General features: G+C 70.5%; 10 protein-coding genes. All 10 read right to left on the reverse strand.

Annotated elements, in window-relative coordinates; translation table 11 throughout:
* Complete coding sequence (locus tag ABZ471_RS26720) at nucleotides 1-1,521, reverse strand: right-handed parallel beta-helix repeat-containing protein (RefSeq protein ID WP_359069634.1); 1,521 nt, start codon at nucleotides 1,519-1,521, stop codon at nucleotides 1-3.
* Nucleotides 1,522-1,534: 13 nt separating this feature from the next.
* Nucleotides 1,535-3,487 carry an alginate lyase family protein gene (locus tag ABZ471_RS26725; RefSeq protein WP_359069636.1) on the reverse strand — a complete coding sequence of 651 codons (1,953 nt, stop codon included), beginning with the start codon at nucleotides 3,485-3,487 and terminating at the stop codon, nucleotides 1,535-1,537.
* A complete protein-coding gene (locus tag ABZ471_RS26730; protein ID WP_359069638.1) occupies nucleotides 3,484-5,667 on the reverse strand; it encodes a bi-domain-containing oxidoreductase in 2,184 nt (727 codons plus the stop codon). Before ABZ471_RS26730 ends, ABZ471_RS26725 begins: the two co-directional genes overlap by 4 nt.
* 17 nt (nucleotides 5,668-5,684) lie before the next feature.
* On the reverse strand, nucleotides 5,685-7,619 hold the full coding sequence (gene asnB / locus ABZ471_RS26735; RefSeq protein ID WP_359069640.1) for an asparagine synthase (glutamine-hydrolyzing): 1,935 nt from the start codon (nucleotides 7,617-7,619) through the stop codon (nucleotides 5,685-5,687).
* 3 nt (nucleotides 7,620-7,622) lie between these two features.
* Nucleotides 7,623-9,143, reverse strand: coding sequence for a Wzz/FepE/Etk N-terminal domain-containing protein (locus ABZ471_RS26740; protein WP_359069642.1), 1,521 nt, complete (start codon nucleotides 9,141-9,143; stop codon nucleotides 7,623-7,625).
* A complete protein-coding gene (locus ABZ471_RS26745; RefSeq protein WP_359069644.1) occupies nucleotides 9,140-10,507 on the reverse strand; it encodes a Wzz/FepE/Etk N-terminal domain-containing protein in 1,368 nt (455 codons plus the stop codon). The genes ABZ471_RS26740 and ABZ471_RS26745 overlap by 4 nt, the downstream gene beginning before the upstream one ends.
* Entirely contained in the window at nucleotides 10,497-11,771 is a 1,275-nt protein-coding gene (locus ABZ471_RS26750; protein ID WP_359069646.1) for a glycosyltransferase family 4 protein, read from the reverse strand. Before ABZ471_RS26750 ends, ABZ471_RS26745 begins: the two co-directional genes overlap by 11 nt.
* Nucleotides 11,761-13,080 carry a nucleotide sugar dehydrogenase gene (locus ABZ471_RS26755; RefSeq protein WP_359069648.1) on the reverse strand — a complete coding sequence of 440 codons (1,320 nt, stop codon included), beginning with the start codon at nucleotides 13,078-13,080 and terminating at the stop codon, nucleotides 11,761-11,763. Before ABZ471_RS26755 ends, ABZ471_RS26750 begins: the two co-directional genes overlap by 11 nt.
* Before the next feature lie 73 nt (nucleotides 13,081-13,153).
* On the reverse strand, nucleotides 13,154-14,632 hold the full coding sequence (locus ABZ471_RS26760; protein WP_359069656.1) for a sugar transferase: 1,479 nt from the start codon (nucleotides 14,630-14,632) through the stop codon (nucleotides 13,154-13,156).
* Between the two features lie 1,323 nt (nucleotides 14,633-15,955).
* Nucleotides 15,956-17,093 (reverse strand): aldehyde dehydrogenase (adh, locus tag ABZ471_RS26765; RefSeq protein ID WP_359069650.1); only part of this gene is annotated, 1,138 nt, incomplete at its 5' end.

Raw genomic sequence — 17,093 nt, forward strand, 5'->3', positions numbered from 1 at the left:
TCAACCACCGTCCTGGGCGCGGAAGGTGCTGCCCGCGTCCTGCTGGTACGGCGTGCCCTGCCACTGCCCGGAGTCGAGGATCCGGCTCGGGTCGTGGGCGACGAATCTCCACGGTCCGAGATAGACGTTGTCGTGCCAGCGGTTGTGCTGCTTGAGGGTGATCGCCTCGGCCACCCGATCGCCCTGGTACGGCGACCAGCCCGGGTAGGTGCCGTAGTTGGCCAGCACCGCCATGCGGTCGCACTTCACCGTGCAGTCGACGACGGACTTGTCCAGCACGAAGCGGTTGTTGTGGATGTCCACCCGCTGGGTCTTCCAGCGGCAGTCGGCGTAGAGCGGTGCGCCGGCGATCGCCGGCTGTGCGCAGCGGTCCGTCTTCTTCACCAGCAACGTGCAGTCACCGGACGAGGTGTTGGCCGGGCTGTTGCAGAACCGGTCGGCGTTCTCCCACAGGGTGATCCCGGACCAGTTGTTCTCCAGCAGGTTCCCGTAGATCTCGATCTTGTCCGTGCGGGCTCGGACCCGTGGTTCGCCGCCGGACTCGGACAGGTAGATGGTCGCGAACGGGAAGGTGTCGCCGCGGTCGGCGTACTTGCGGCCCTCGACCCAGTTGTTCCGCCGGAACGTGTTCTTCCGGATGACCGCGTTGTAGCTGGTCTCGTAGATCAGCGCGGCGCCGTCGTTGGCCTCGAGCACGTTGTCCTCGATGAGGAAGTCGTTGTTGTCGGTGTCCGCCCACAACCCGGTTCCGCGGTTGCCGTGCACCCAGTTGTCGCGTACGTCGGCGCCGTCGACGGCCCAGAACTTGACGCCTCCGGTGCAGCCGCAGCCCGGCCGCCGCCGTTCCCAGTCGTCCGTGTTGTTGCCCACGATCTCGTTGCCCTCGAGCACCAGGCCGCTGATACGGCCGGTGGCCTTGTACGCGTTCACGCCGTACTGACCGTTGTTGCGCAGGCAGTCGGCGCGGACCTGCTGGCGCGCACCGGCCATCAGCCCGGCGCCGGAGTTGTTCTGGATCGTCGAGTGCTCGATCACCCACCCGTCGGCCGAGTCGTGATTGACCACGCCCTCGTCGCGCGGGGCGACGAAACCCTGCACGGTCAGGTAGCGGATGGAGACGGCGCGGGCGGTGCCGCCGAACGCGTACTGGTTGGTCTTCCGGCCGTCGAGCACCGCGCCCGGCGCGCCGAGGTAGACGTCCCCCCTCTTGGGGATGACCTGGGCGTAGCGATCCGGTTCGAGCCGGTGCTTGCCCGGTCGAAGCCAGAACGTGGTGTTCGGGGGGCTGCTCCTGGTCTTCGCAGCCAGGTCACCGGCCACCGCGGGGTCGACCGTCACCGCGCCCGCCGGCGCCTTCGCCGGCCCGGACGCGGGCTCGGCGCACACCCGGGCCACGGGTGTGGACGGCACAGCGGTCGGCTTCGGCCGCGTGCCCGGCGTGCTCTCGCAGCCGGTCGCCGCCGGCAGGGCCAGCGCCAGCAGTGCCGCCGGCAACGCCCAGTGCCGCCACTTGATCCCCAAGCGTCCTTCCTCTCTAGCCGTGGAACCTGAGTACGGTGGTGAACCCCTGCGTGCCATCGGCGACGCCGGTGCCGACCAGCGTTGTGGCGGGTTCCTTGCGTCCGAAGCCGGCGGAGTACCAGCCCAGGGGCGGGTCGCTCTCGCCGCGATGCGCCTGCCAGTTCAGCTGCCCGGGCAGGTCGAGCTGCGCGGAGCGGTCCTCACCGTCCCGGGTCCAGGTGAGCTGCGCCCGGTTCCCCACCAGGTCCGCGGCGATCGCCGGGCCGAGGTGGAACGCCAGGTGCACGGCCCGGCGCGGGCCGCGCACCTCGTCGACCACCCTCAGCTCCCGGCTCGCGGCCGTCAGCTCCACCCGGCGGCGGTGCACGGAGCGCCGGTAGCCGTCGTGCTCGGCGCACCAGCGGGCAACGCCCTCGTCGGAAGCGTCCGCGATCAGGACGCGGCTGCGGGCATGCCGGGTCCACAGGAACGGACCACCGGAGACGGACTGGTCACCGCCGTCCAGTTGCAGAGTGTTGTGGCCGAGGGTCGACCGGAAGTACTGCCGCCATTCGGGCTGCCCGTGGTAGCAGAACGTCCCCGGGTCGGCGAGCACGTCGACCCCGTCGTGCCGGACCTCCACGGACAGCGCGTCCGCGTGAGCATGCGCGGCGATGGACAGGAATCCGTGCGGACCACCGTCGCAGCGGCACCAGATCTCCGCCGGACCGCGCAGGATGGTCATGCCCGCGTCGGCGAAATGAGCCGGTCGGCCTGCCGGGCGGGACACGGCCGGTGCGGTGGGCCGGACGAGCGCGGCCAGCAGCGGGGTGCGCACATCGGTGCCGTTCACCGCCGGCCACCAGGCGAGACGGCCGAACACGGCGTCCCCGGTGGCCAGCAGCGAGGCCCAGCGGTCGGTGCCCGCGCCGTCCACGACCAGACCGTGCCCGTCGTCCGCGTCCCCCTGGCGCGGCGGCCGCAGCCTGCTGTCCACGACGGCCGCGAGCGCGTCGGTCATCCGCAGCAGCACCAGCCGGATCGACTCGGGGACCGGCACGCCGGCCGCATCCGCCTCGGCCACCGCGACCAGGCCGAGCTCCAGCACCAGTCCGTGATACTCGGTGGCCAGCTCGCGGTTGAGGCCGGAGCCGAAGGTGTTGCCGCGCAGATGCCGCTCCAGCGACCGCAGCGCGTCGGCTCGCCAACGCGCCGAGGAGGGGAACCACCCGAACGCGCAGGCCGCGGCGAACTGCCCGGCGGCCTCGGCGATGACGTGGTTGTTCGCCGAAGACCCCCGGCTGGGGAAGGCGGCCAGCCAGCGCTGGTGGTGCCAGATCTGGTGGAGTGCCACCGGGTTGCTCTCGAACAGCTTGGCCGCGCCCGGCCAGCCGTCGAGCAGCCGGCGGATCCACACCCAGGACAGCAGCCGGATCCCCAGCTCGATGCCGCTGGTCCAGTGCACGCCGCGCAGCGGCGCGTTGGCCGTCCACCACGAGCGCAGGTGCTCGGCCACTCGCTCGGCGTACCGCTCGTTCCCGGTGATCGCGTAGGCGGCGGCGAGCACGGTGAGGTACTGATGCCGGGACAGCTCCCAGATCTGCTTGATGTCCCCGACCGCCTCCTCGTTCCGGTACGGCACGTCGAAGGCGTAGCCCCACGGAGCCCGGCGCCCGGTCTTCGGGTCGTACCACCAGTTCGGGTCGGCCAGGTCGTCGCGGTCCACCCCGAAAAACTCGGCGTGCCCGGCCATCAGCCGGTCCGCCTCGGCGATGAGACGTTTCGCGGCGTCCGGTGGCACCGCGGCGATCGTCCCCGCGGGCAGTACCGCGGTGAACCGGGCGCCGGTCACGTTCGGGCAGTCGGGCCGCGCCGACCGCCACCGCCGCCTGCGCACCGCGTCGCCCGCCCGGCCGCCGATCTCCCGCGGTCCCATCCGGGACAGCCGCCGCAGGTACCAGCCCGGACTCCCCGAGCTCACAGTCATCGAGCCCTCGCCAACGTCACCGGCGCTCCGCCGGCCAGGCCGGCCTGCACGGCGAGGGTGGCCGACGTGGTGGCGACCAGCGATTTCAGCGGCACCGGCATCGGCCCGCCGGTCCGCACGGCCTTGACGAACGCGGCCAGTTCGGCGGACTGGCCCTTGTCCCGGGCCTTGGGCAGTCGCGAACTGATCCACCGCTTGCGGCCGTGCACCGAGGCACGGACGAAGTCGTCGAGCCGCAGCACCTTGCCGTCCGCGACCAGGTCCAGCGTCTCCTTGGGGAAGCCGGGCGCGCCGGTGGTGACGTAGCTGATGGTGGCGGTGGACCCGTCCGGGTAGCGCAGCACGACCTGCAGGTCCTCGTTGCCCGACGTGGCGACCGTGTACACCGATACCGGGTCGGCCTCGAGCAGCCAGCTCGCCGTGTCGATGAAGTGTCCGCCCTCGCCGGCGAACCGCGAGCCCTCGGTGCCCTGTTGGAGGTACCAGCTGCCGTGCGCCAGCCGGCCCGCGTTGACCAGGTAGCGGAGGCTCGCCGGACCGGTCCTGGCGCCGAACCGCTTCCTGGCCTCCTGCAGCAGCGGCGCGAACCGGCGGTTGAAGCCCACCTGCAGGCGGTCGTTGCCGGACTCCTCCACCGCCGCGAGTACGCCTGCCAGTTCGTCCTCGGTGAGCGCCAACGGCTTCTCCACGAACACCGTCTTGCCGGCCAGCAGCGCCCTTCGGGTCAGTTCGGCGTGCGAGCTGTGCCGGGTGACCACGAACACCGCGTCGATGGACTTGTCGCCGAGCACGGCGTCGAGATCGGTGGTCGCCTCGGCGAAGCCGAACTTCCGCTGCGCGTTGGCGGCGGACAGCGCCGTCGTGGTGACGACCGTCGACAGCTCGACGCCGTCGCGCTGCGCCAGGTGCGGCAGCAGCATCGACGTCGCGTAGTTCCCCGCGCCGACGAACGCCAGCCGCACCGGCGTCCTGGCGGCTCGGCCCGGGGCGGTCGTTCCGCCGCCGGGTCGCTTCACCGCGGGCACGGCCACCGCCGGGGCCTCCGCCTCGGCAGCGTTCTCGGGGTACCGGAACAGCACGGCCACGGCCTTCAGGTCGCCGTCCTTCAGACTCTGGTACGTCTCCACCGCGTCGTCGAACTCGGCGATGTGGGAGACCAAGGGCTCCACGTCGACGCTGCCGCGGGCGACGAGATCGAGGAAGCAGGCCAGGTTGCGGCGCTCGGTCCAGCGCACGTAGCCGATCGGGTAGTCCCGCCCCTCGAGCTCGTACTCCGGGTCGTAGCGCCCGGGGCCGTAACTGCGGGAGAACCGGACGTCGAGCTCCTTCTCGTAGTACGCGTTCCACGGCAGGTCCAGACGGCACTTGCCGATGTCGACGACCCGGCCACGGTCCCGGCTCAGCCGCGCGGCCAGCTCGACGGGCTGGTTACTACCGCCGCCGGCTGCCAGATACACCTGGTCCACACCGTGACCGCCGGTCAGTTCGGCGACGGCCGATTCCACGGCTGCGGAGGCGGGATCGCCGCAGGCCGCGGCACCCTGACGCTCGGCCAACTCGCAGCGCACCGGGTCGGGGTCGACCCCGACGACGCGAACTCCCGAGGCGGCCAGGAGCTGCACCACCAGCTGCCCGATCAGCCCGAGGCCGATGACCAGCGCCACCTCGCCGAGCTGCGGCTCACCCTGGCGGACACCCTGCAACGCGATCGACCCGACGGTGCCGAAGGCCGCGTGCTGCGGCGCGAGCCCGTCCGGCACCGGGGCGTAGAGGTTCTTCGGCACCCAGTTCAACTCGGCGTGCAATGCCTGCTCGTTGCCGGCGCAGGCCACGAGGTCGCCGACCTTCACATCGTCGATCCCGGCGCCGACCTGCTCGACCACCCCGCACAGCGAGTAGCCCAGCGGCGTGTAGGAGTCCAGCTTGCCCATCACCTTGCGGTAGGTGGCGGGCACCCCGTTGGTGGCCACGCTCTGCACGACCTTGGCCACCTGGTCCGGCCGGGAGCGGGCCTTGCCCAGCATCGACATGCCGGCCTCGGACACCTTCATGAGCTCGGTCCCGGTGGATATCAGCGAGTAGGCGCTCCGAACGAGCACACCGCCCGGCTTGCACCCCGGCACCGGCACGTCGAGCAGTGCCAGCTCGCCACTCTTGTAGTTCTGCACAACCTGTTTCACCCGAAGTCCTCTTGTCTCTACGCCGTCAAGGGAGCGTTCTGGCCGGACCCGGAGGTCGCGCCGCGATACCAGTACTCGAGGGTCAGCACATGCCACAGATGCTTGGAGAAGTCCCGCTGCCCGGCGGCGTCCTCGGCGACCATGCGCGCCAGGGCGTCGCGGCGCAGCAGCCCTGAACTGACGAGCACGCCGTCGTGCACCACCTCGCGCACCAGCGGTGCCAGATCCCGGCTCATCCAGGCGCGCAGCGGGGCGCTGAACAGGCCCTTGGGCCGGTACACGATCTCCCGGGGCAGGACCGAGGTGGCCGCCTCCTTGAGGACGGCCTTGCCCTGCCGTCCGACGATCTTGCGATCCCCTGGCACGGCGAAGGCCGCCTTGACCACCTCGACGTCCACGTACGGCACCCGCACCTCGGTCGACGCGGCCATGCTCGACCGGTCCGTGTACGTGAGGTTCAGGCCCGGCAGGAACATCCGGGCGTCGCCCAGGCACATGCGGTTGACGAAGTCGTCGAGGTCGTTGTCCTGGTAGATGTCCGCGTGCTCGATCAGCACGTCCTCGACCGTCCCGGCCAGGTCCGGATCGACCAGGGCGAGCAGCTCGTCCTGGTCGTACATGGTGTAGCTGCGCCGGAACGCGGTCTCCTCCGGCAGATCGGCGAAGGAGAGGAACCGCTTCGCGAAGCGCACCGATCGGTACCCTCGGCGGGCCGTTGCGACCGGCAGCCGGTCCACGGCCCTGGACAGGCCGCGCCGCAGGGGCCGCGGGACGCGCTGATAGCGCAGCGCGATCAGGTTGGCCAGGTGCTTGCGGTATCCGGCGAACAGCTCGTCGGCACCCATCCCCGAGAGCATCACCTTGACCCCGGCCTCCCGGGCGGCCGAGCAGATCAGGAACGTGTTGATCGCTGCGGGGTCGCCGATCGGCTCGTCCAGGTGGTACGTCATCTGCGGCAGCAGGTCGAGCACGTTCGGAGCGATCTCGATCTCATGCAGGTCGACGCCGAACCGCTCGGCCACCTGCCGGGCATAGCGCAGGTCGTCCGGCATCGCCTCGAACCTGGCGTCCTCGGCACGGAACCCGATCGTGTAGGCGGAGATCCCGGGTCGGTCGCGGGCCGCCAGCGCGGTCAGGTAGCTGGAGTCGAGACCGCCGGAGAGGAAGGTCGCCACGGGTACGTCGGAGAGCAGGTGACGCCGGGTCGACTCCTCGACGACGGCGGCGACATCCGGCTGCTCGCCGGCCCGGGCCCGCTCCCGGCCCTCGGCTGCGACGTCCTTCAGGTGCCAGTACCGGCCGCGTTCCGTCCGGCCGTCGGGCCGGATCCGGAGCCAGCTCCCGGGCGGCAGCTTCTCCGCCTCGCGGAACGCGCACCGTGAGTCCGGCACCCAGTAGTACAGCAGCGAGGCCACCAGCGCCGCATGGTCCACCTCCAGCGACCCGCCGGTCACGGCGGCGAGCGCCTTGAGCTCGGAGGCGAACACCAGACCCTCGCCGCGCCGGAGCAGGAACAGCGGCTTGATGCCCAACTGGTCGCGCGCGAGAACCAGTTCACCGGTGCGCTCGTCGAAGATCCCGAACGCGAACATGCCGCGCAGCCGGGCCAGGCAGTCCGTGCCCCAGCGCCGCCAGGCCTCCAGCAGCACCTCGGTGTCGGAGGTACCGCGGAAGCGCACCCCGGCGGCTGCCAGCTCGGCACGCAGCTCGGGCGCGTTGTACAGCTCGCCGTTGTACGTCAGGACGAGGCCGCCCGAGACCATCGGCTGGGCGCCGGTCTCGGACAGGTCGATGATGGCCAGCCGGCGGTGCCCGAGATGCACTTCACCGTCACCGGCGGGGTGGCTGTACCGGCCCGCCCCGTCCGGACCGCGGTGGGCGAGGGTTTCGGTGAGCCGGTCGGCCACGGCCTTCCCGTCCGGCCATCGGTAAGTGCCTGCGATGCCGCACATGTCCTACTGTGCCTCCTGGTCGCTGTCCGGGACCCGTGTCGCCCGCATCGGCAGCTGCTCAGCCCGCCGTCGGCCCGTCCCGTTCTGTCGGGCCGGCCGCTCGTTCCGGCCGCGCAGCGCGGTGTTCAGCCCGTCCCACAGGGTGCCGTCGGTCCGGTCATGTGGATCGGGGTCGATCAGCACCACACCGATCACCGGAATGCGCTGGTCCGCGAGCTGACGTGCCACGGTGTGCAGCCATGCGGCGCTGCCGTGCCCGGCACGCACGACGAGCACGGTCCGGGTACCCAGGTACTGGAGGTCGGTCCACGCCGTGCCGGGCGCCACCGAGCCGACGCCGAGCCGGCGCTCCTGATGCGGCACGGCCGCGGCACGCTCACCGCTGACCACGGCCGGGTCTCCCGGCTTCGGGCGGTGCCTGGCGAGCTGCGGGCCGGGCAGAGCGTCGACGATGACCACCGGCCCGTCCGCCGCCAGCGCCCTGGCGAGGTGCAGGGCGATCACGCTCGTGCTGCGTGCACAGCCCAGTTCGAGGAGCGACACCGGTTCCCCGTAGCCGCGAGCGGTGCGGGCCAGGGACGCGGTGAGCCGTTCGTGTGCCGCCCGGATCCGTCGGCGCCGCCACAGCCTGCCCCTCCGGCGGGGCAGCTCGGCGATGACCGAGGCGCCGAGGTTCGACGCGATCTCCCGGCGCAGCACGGGGCGGTCCGCCACCACCGAGCCGACCGCGGCCACCGCGAGCCCGAGGACGAGCCCGAGGACCAGCCCGACGGCGGCGTCGGTGGCAGCGGTCTTGGGCAGGGAGTGCCGCACCGCGCTCGGCGTGTCCACGATCTGTGTGCCGGCGACGAGCTGGGGCGTGCCGATGCGTGCCTCCGCGGCGCGCTGGCCGAAATCGGTGATCCGCGAGGTGAGTTCGGCCCGGCGGGCGAAGAGCGACTCCAGGTCCGCCGACGCCTTCGGCCCGCTCTGCGGCGATCCGTCTCCGATCGCCTTGTTGACCTTGGCGAGTTCGCCCTGCATGCGGTCACGCTGGTCGAGCAGGGCCTTGGCCTCGGCGTTCGCGGCATCCTGTATCCGCTTCACATGGTCCGCGACGAACGCGTCGGCCAGCGCCTTGGCGCGGGCCTCCGCGTCCGCGTCGCTGTCACCCGTCACCGTGATCTGCAGCAGGTTGTTGGTCAGGCCGATACCCGCGTAGTCCCGCATGAAGTCCTCCGGCTTTTCCGGAGAGTGGAGGGACTGCAGGGCCTTTTCGGCGATCCGTGTGGTCTGCAGCAGCGCGACATCGGTGCGGATCAGCGTTCCGGGGTCGTTCGGCTGGTCCTCCTGATGCGCGACCAGCACCTTGGTCGCCGCGGTCGGCGGCGCCGGCAGCAGCACCGCCACCGCCGCGCCCACGAGCAGCCCCAGCAGTCCCACGGAGCACCAGAAGCGGCGCCGTCTGCGCACCGCCACCACCAGCGCCTGCAGGTCCAGCAGCGGAGCGGCGGCCGACGACTCCGAAGTCGTACTCGTCGTCACCCGGCACTTCCCTTCGCGTCGTGGCCGACCGCGAGCACCGGCGTGGCGGCATCCCGGGGACGGCCGGCAGACCGCGTCGGAAGAGCTCGGACCATACCGGCGAGGACGATGCCGACGACCTCGTGCCTGGCGTCCGCACACGCCTCGGCGATGCCGTCGAGTTCCCCCGCGGTCCAGCGGCCCGCGCTGAGCACGACCAGGGCACCGGACTCGTCGCCGCGGTCCGGCACCATCGGCTGGGACACCGAAACCTCCACGACCCGCAGCAGCGGATCGCTCTCGGCCTCGGCGACGAGCTGCCCGGCGGCCCGGCGGGCGATCTCGTCGCCGTCCGGGACGACGACCAGCAGCCGCCGGGGGGACGGCAGTCGGTCCCGGAGACGGGCACACACCCGCCGGTAGCGGATCTGCCTGCCCGCCTCGTCGTCGGACACCTGCGGGGCCGGTATGTCCCACCGGACGTCGACCCCCAGCAGCCGGCGGATCCGGGCCCGCGGGCCACGGCCTTCCGGCCGGTGCGAGGGCCGTTCAGCAGGTACGTCGACGGTACCCAGCAGCGCCGAGCCCAGCGCCTCGGCGATCTCCGGTTGGGTGCGCAGCCGGCGGCTCATCCGTGCCGCGGTGAGATGGCCGATGACCCCGAGCAGGAAGAACAACAGCGCCCCGGCGACGATGAGCTGGATCCTCGTCGGCGGTTTCTCGCCTGTCGGCCGGGCCGCCGGCCCCATGACGACCATGTTGGCCTTGTTCGCGGCCGGGTCCGACTGGTCCAGCTTGTTGATGGCTTCTTGCAGCGTGGTGCGCAGCTTCTCGAGCTCGGTGCGGGCCTGCACGCTCTCCACGGTCTGCCCGGGATCGGCCGCGTCGGCCAGCTCGGTGATGCGGCGGCTGGTCTGCATCACCGTCTGCTGCAGTGCCTCGCGCTGCGCCGCCGCTTCGGGATCGGTGTTGTCGTCCACCACGCGCGCGGCGAACGTGACGAACTGCTGGGCCACCTGGTCGGAGAGCTGCTGTGCGCGCTCCGGGGTGTCGGCCGTGCCCGAGATCTTGATGACGTTCCCGTCGGCGGCCTTGGCGCTCACCTGATCCCGCAGCTCGCTCTTGCTGACCCCGTCCCAGTGGAGCGTGTCGGCCGCCTGGTCGACCACCACCGAACTGGTCGCGATCTCTTCCTGGGTCAGCAGCTCGCGCTCCTCCCACGCCCCCGACAGCAGCACCGATGCCGACGTCGTGTAGCGCGGCGGCAACAGCAAAGAGGTGCCGTACCCGACGAGCGCACCCACCAGGGCGAGGATGGTGAGAAGCCGCCAGCGCCGACGGATGATCCGCCCGATCGTGACCAGGCGTATCGTGTCATCGTTCAACGGTGCGGCCTCCGCCCTGTGCACGGTCCGGGTCGCCCGCCGACGCCGGAGTGCGGTCGCGGCAGGCGGCGGCGTAGGCGGCGAGCAGTGACCGCTGGGAGTTCCGCCAGGAGAGCGGCCCGCTGATCCGCTCCTGGCCGATCTTGCCCATCAGGGCCCGCTTCTCCGGATCGTCCAGCAGCACAGCGATGAGCCTCGCGAACTCTGCCTCGTCGTTGGCGGGCGCGTAGACGGCGGCGTCACCGGCGGAGACGCGCGCCTCCCGGAGGTCGAACGAGACGAGTGGCCGACCCATCACCATGTATTCCAGAACCTTGTTCATGGTCGACACGTCGTTGAGCGGATTGTGCGGGTCGGGGGAGAGGCACACGTCCGCGGTGGACAGGTAGCGCACCAGGTCGGCGTCCGGAACGCGCCCGGTGAACTGCACCTGCTCCGAGAGCCCGAGCTGCCGGGACAGTTCCACCATCGCGTCGAAGGTGTCGCCGCCGCCGACGAACACCGCGTGCCAGTCGGTCCGCCCGACCTCGTCGCGCAGCCTCGCGAGGGCCCGCAAGGCGTAGTCGACGCCGTCCTGCGGGCCCATGACGCCGAGGTAACACAGCAGATGAGGCTTGCCGCGCTTCAGCTCCGGCTCGGGCGGTACGGGGTGGAACCGGTCGATGTCGGGTGCGCTGCGCACCACGAAGACGTCCTCCGGCCGCCGGCCGCCACGGCGCACCGCAGTGTCCCGGTAGCTCTCGTTCGTGGCGAGCACGACGTCCGCGGCCCGGTAGGTCATCCGTTCCAGTGCGCATACGCCGCGGTAGAGCAGATCCTTGCCGCGGTCGAACCGGGAGAGGTACAGCTCGGGTACCAGGTCGTGCTGGTCGAAGACGAACCGAGCTCCGCGCCGCTTCAGCCACAGTGCCGGCAGGAACAGCAGGTCGGGCGGGTTGCAGGCGTGGACCACGTCGACCGGGCCGACCTTCCGGGCCAGCCGGAGCGTATGCCACAACGCCGATCCGTACTCCCGCAGGTAGCCGGCCGGCCCTCCGGTGGCCGCGCGCAACGGGTAGCGGTGGATCCAGACCCCGTCGATCTCCGCCTCCGGCTCAGTGTCCCGCTTGCTCCCCTGGGGACAGATGACGTGCACCGTCCAGCCGGCATCGCGCAGGGTCGTGCACTCCTGCCACACCCGCCGGTCGAACGGCACCGACAGGTTCTCCACCAGGATCAGCGCGCGCCGGTCCGGCCGGTCGCCGCCCGTCGTGTTACCAAGCAAGGCCCATGTACCCCGGTTCGGCCCGGCGCGTCTCGGCGTCGGGAAGGCGGATGAGGTCGACAATCACCGGGCCGTCGTCGCCATGGGGGAGCGCCGACAGCACGGCCGGATCCCTGGTCCCGACCAGGCACACCTCGGCGTGATCGAGGACCTCCTCGACGGAATCCGCGAGCAGCTGCGCGAGGTGTGGCAGCCGGGTCTCGATGTACTCGCGGTTCGCGCCGAGCAGCCGCGAGAGGCTCACGTTGGCGTCGTAGATCCGCAGGTCGTAACCCTTGCCGAAGAGCCTCTCCGCCAGCTCGACGAGCGGGCTCTCGCGGAGGTCGTCGGTGCCGGGTTTGAAGGACAACCCGAACAGGCCCGCCCGGCGCTTGCCGGTGCGCTCGACCAGCTCCACCGCGCGTTGCAGATGGTCGGAGTTGGAGGGCAGCACGTGGGCGAGGATGGGCACCGAGATGTCGGCCCGCTGCGCCGCGTGGACCAGGCTGCGCAGGTCCTTGGGCAGGCAGGAGCCACCGAAGGCGAAGCCGGGCCGCAGGTAGGCGGGGCTGATGTTCAGCTTGCGGTCGGCCAGGAACACGTCCATCACCTGGTGCGAGTCCACCCCGAGCGCCTGACACACCGCGCCCAGCTCGTTCGCGAAGCCGATCTTGAGTCCGTGGAACGCGTTGTCCGCGTATTTGATCGCCTCGGCCGTCGGGACCGGCACCCGGAACACCTCGCCGGGCAGGCCGTCGTACAGTGCCATCACCGCATCGCCGCTTGCCGGGTCGAGCTCGCCGATGACGGTCTTGGGCGGGTCGAAGAAGTCCTGGACGCTCGTGCCCTCGCGCAGGAACTCCGGGTTGACCGCGACCCCGATGTCCACCCCGGCCGTGCCGCCGAGGTACTTCTCCAGGATCGGTACCAGCAGGTTGAGGCAGGTGCCCGGGAGCATGGTGCTGCGGAACACGACGGTGTGCCGCCCGCCCCGCTCGGCCAGCGCGGCGCCGATCTGCTCGGTGACCCGCTCCAAGTACGTGGTGCACAGGCTGCCGTTGGCCTCCGACGGTGTGCCCACGCAGACCAGCGACACCTCGCTGCCCATGATCGCCTCGCGGACGTCGCCGGTGGCGCTCAACGCTCCGGTCCGCACGACGTCGGCGATGAGCTCGCCGATACGCTCCTCGACCACCGGTGCCTTGCCGTCGTTGACCAGGTCGACCTTCACCTGGTTCACGTCCACCCCGATGACCTCGTGACCCATGCTGGCCAGGCACGCGGCAGACACGCAGCCCACGTAGCCGAGCCCGAAAACGCTGACCTTCATGACCCGTTCCTCCCCCTGGGCAGGCCCTTTCGGCCTGCGGTCCGCGCGCCGGCCGGACGACGGTCCCCGCGCATCAGTAGGCCCCCTGCCCGTAGAACACCGCACGCAGCGTCTTCCACAAGATCACTGTGTCCAGGGCGAGCGACCAGTCCTCCACGTACCGAAGGTCCAGCCGCACCGCCTCCTCCCACGACAGGTCGCTGCGTCCGCTGATCTGCCACAGGCCGGTGAGTCCGGGCTTGACCAGCAGCCGCCGCCGGATGTCCGGGCCGTACGCGGCGGACTCCTCCGGTAACGGAGGCCGCGGACCGACGAGCGACATCGATCCTGTGAGCACGTTGAAAAGCTGCGGGAGCTCGTCGATCGAGTACCGGCGCAGCACCGCTCCCACCCGGGTCACCCGCGGATCCCGGCGGAGCTTGAACAGCAGGCCCGCGCCCTCGTTGCGGTCGGCCAGCTCGGCACGTGCGCTGTCAGCCCCGGCGACCATGGTGCGGAACTTGAGAATGGTGAACTCGCGGCCGTCCTTGCCGACCCTGCGCTGGCGGTAGAACGCTCCACCCCGACTGTCCATCAGCACGAGCAACCCGACGAACACCATCAGTGGTGCGAACAGCATCAGCAGGATCGTTGCGCCTATCCGGTCGACGACCTCTTTGACCGCCCGGCGGCCCCCGGTGAAGGTCGGCATGCTGACCCGCAGCAGTGGGATCCCGAGCACCGCGTCGACGTGCAGCCGCGGGCCGGCCACCTCCATCAACACGGGGGCCACGACCATCTCGGCGTCGCTGCCCTCGAGGTTCCAGGCCAGCCGCTGCAGCCGGTCCGGGGACCAGTGCGGGTCCGGTGTGACCGCGACGACACGGTAGCCGTCGCGGTGGGCGTGGCCCGCGACATCCGTCAGCCGGCCGACGACCGGCACTCCGTCCAGTTGGTCACCGTCGAGCCCGAGACCGTCCGTCGTGCACACAGCATCCACCCGCCAGCCGAGATGCGGGAACTTGCGGGTCCGGGTGATCAGGTCGCGCACGGTGGCCAGGCTTCCGGCAGCCAGCACCGGTCGCAGGCACCGCCCTTCCTGCCGCTGTCTGTGCAGCCAGAGGCGCAGCAGATACCGCGCGGGCATCGTGATGAGTGCGATCGCGGGGATCGCGACGAAGATCCAGAGCTTGATGTTGCGCGAGGTGAAGGCGATCCCGCCGAGCGCCAGTACGACGGTCGCCGCGAACAGTGAGCGACCGAGCCGGCGGAATTCCTCGGCGCCCTGGCCGAGCACGGCCGGAGCCCACGACCGGCTCACTGCAAGCGCCCCCAGCACCAGCAGCTCGGTGCCGAATGCGAGAATTCCCCACTTCTCGTGCCAGTTGGCCGCGTCCCGGGCCCCGAAGAATTCGCCGATCGCCGCCACCACGAAGGCGGTGACCAGGGTATCGCTGATGATCACGGTACGGCGGTACCGCTGCTCCCAGTCGGTCGCGGGCCGGCTGATCGCCCCGTTCGCCAGACGCTCGCGCGCCGACGGAAACGGGCTGACAAGTCCCCCTTGCCGCACAGAACCCCCCAGGTCCCAGTGATTCGACATGCTCGCTCAACGCTGTTCCTCGCCCGGGAGGCCCCCGCCCCCCGCACTGCCCTCCCCTCGGGAGGCCCCCGCCCCCCCGCCCCGTGCCGAGCTGTTCCTCCCCGCGGAAGACCCTCCCGCATGACATCCCGGCTATTTCAGAGCTGCTCGAACAACCCACCCTGGCGACAGCAGACTTGCATGTCCTGCCGGACTCCGAGGTGCGCGGGAACCCGTCGAAACCTCGGGCGCTCCCCGCACCCAAGGCGCCCTCTCGAGCTCCAAGAATTGATCACCCCGACGTCTGACGCCGGAGACACGAATGCTGGCCTGCGGTAAGGCCGGACCTATAGATCGTTAATGGTCGCCTCGTGTCCGAACAGCTGAAGCATCGTCAATGTAGACCATCGGGGCCAGTATGAAGAGAGGGATGTGTGGATTTTGTGCTCAAGATTGAGACTTGGCCGATCGGCGACCGTCTACGGGTGCCTCGACGCCACCGCGTGCTCCAGCAGCGTGCCCGGCCCCAGGGCGCGGCGTCCACGCGGTAGTGAATCGACGAGCTGCAACAGGCCTTCTACGACGCCCGGTTCGCCGACAACTTCCCGCTGTTCGTGCACTACGGCGTGCCGCTGTGGGTGCCCGAGGCGACCGGGGCGACCGGCCCGGACAGCCAGGCGCACGACTTGACCGTGTCGATGTTCGGCCATGTCCGAGGGCGAGGGCAACCGCCTCGAGGTCCGGGTGCAGGCCGCGATGTCGGCCCGGACGCAGATGGAGGGGGCGCGGCCAAGAACAGTCGGTGCTCCAAGTATGGAGGCAGGTCTGAGGAAGTTTTACGGCGCTCAATGGACGCTCGTCGACTCTTAGAGCCTGGCTGGAAGGTGCGGGCGAAGGGCCTGAACTGGGTTTTACTCATCAGGGATCTTGTGTTGCGATGCCTTGGTCCATCTTTTCCTCGAATGGCGGGAAAACGAGCGCCCTTTTGCCTGCCGACCAGTTCCTGCCAACTGATCACAGCGATCATGTTTGTGGGCGCAGGAGGGCATTGTTCAGGACGCCCGCGTTTTCTTCGGCACGACGGCCACGCCCACGTTCTGCGCCGGCCCTCGGACCATGACCAGGCCCTTGCCCTGCCCCTGGCGGCGGGGGCGGCGGGCCGACTCGGTGCTGGGGACGGGCCCGCGGTCGGCCCGGGGCGGATTCACTTGGAGCCCGTTCGGTGGCGCAAAGTGGCATGTTTGTCGCGGAGCGCGGTTACCGTGTCGGGTTGCCCGGAGCGCAACGAGGCCTCCAGGCAACCGACTTCAGGCTCTAGAAGAACCCGAGTTTCTTCGGGCTGTAGGAACAGAGAATGTTCTTCGTCTGCTGGTAGTGGTCCAGCATCATACGGTGCGTCTCGCGGCCGATCCCGGACTGCTTGTAGCCGCCGAACGCCGCGTGCGCCGGGTAGGCGTGGTAGCAGTTCGTCCACACGCGACCCGCCTGGATCGCACGGCCCGCGCGGTAGGCGGTGTTGATGTCCCGCGTCCACACGCCCGCACCGAGGCCGTACAGCGTGTCGTTCGCGATCTTGATGGCGTCGTCGAAGTCGTCGAACGAAGCCACCGAGACGACCGGGCCGAAGATCTCCTCCTGGAAGATCCGCATGCGGTTGTCGCCCTCGAAGATGGTCGGCTGGACGTAGTAGCCGCCCTTCAACTCGCCGTCGTACTCCACGCGTTCGCCGCCCGTGAGGACCTTGGCGCCCTCCTGTCGGCCGACGTCCAGGTAGGAGAGGATCTTCTCCAGCTGGTCGTTGGAGGCCTGGGCGCCGATCATCGTCTCGGTGTCGAGGGGGTGCCCGGGCTTGATCTGCCGGGTGCGGGCCACGGCGGCCTCGAGGAACTCGGCGTAGTTGCCGCGCTGGACGAGCGCCCGCGAGGGGCAGGTGCACACCTCGCCCTGGTTGAGCGCGAACATGGTGAAGCCCTCGAGCGCCTTGTCCCGGAAGTCGTCGTCGTGCGCCCAGACGTCGTCGAAGAAGATGTTCGGGGACTTGCCGCCGAGTTCCAGCGTGACCGGCTTGATGTTCTCCGAGGCGTACTGCATGATCAGCCGCCCGGTCGTGGTCTCCCCGGTGAACGCGATCTTCGCCACCCGCGGGCTCGACGCCAGCGGCTTGCCCGCCTCCACGCCGAAGCCGTTGACGATGTTGATCACGCCGGGCGGCAGCAGGTCGGCGATCAGACTCATCCAGTAGTGGATGGACGCAGGGGTCTGCTCGGCGGGCTTGAGGACGACCGCGTTGCCCGCGGCCAGAGCCGGCGCGAGCTTCCAGGCCGCCATCAGGATCGGGAAGTTCCACGGGATGATCTGCGTCGTGGGTCGCGGTGGCCTGCTCGGAGACGGCGACCGTGGTGGACGTACGGGTGACCGTACGGCCGTCGGGGCCGGCGATCCGGGACCGGAC

This window comes from Streptomyces sp. NPDC005728 (assembly GCF_040630895.1).
In the GTDB taxonomy this organism is placed as follows: Bacteria; Actinomycetota; Actinomycetes; order Streptomycetales; family Streptomycetaceae; genus Streptomyces.

Coding starts and splice junctions, on each gene's coding strand:
- ABZ471_RS26755 (WP_359069648.1), bottom strand. CDS start 13,080: ATGAAGGTCAGCGTTTTCGGGCTCGGCTACGTGGGCTGCGTGTCTGCC.
- ABZ471_RS26725 (WP_359069636.1), bottom strand. CDS start 3,487: ATGACTGTGAGCTCGGGGAGTCCGGGCTGGTACCTGCGGCGGCTGTCC.
- asnB (WP_359069640.1), bottom strand. CDS start 7,619: ATGTGCGGCATCGCAGGCACTTACCGATGGCCGGACGGGAAGGCCGTG.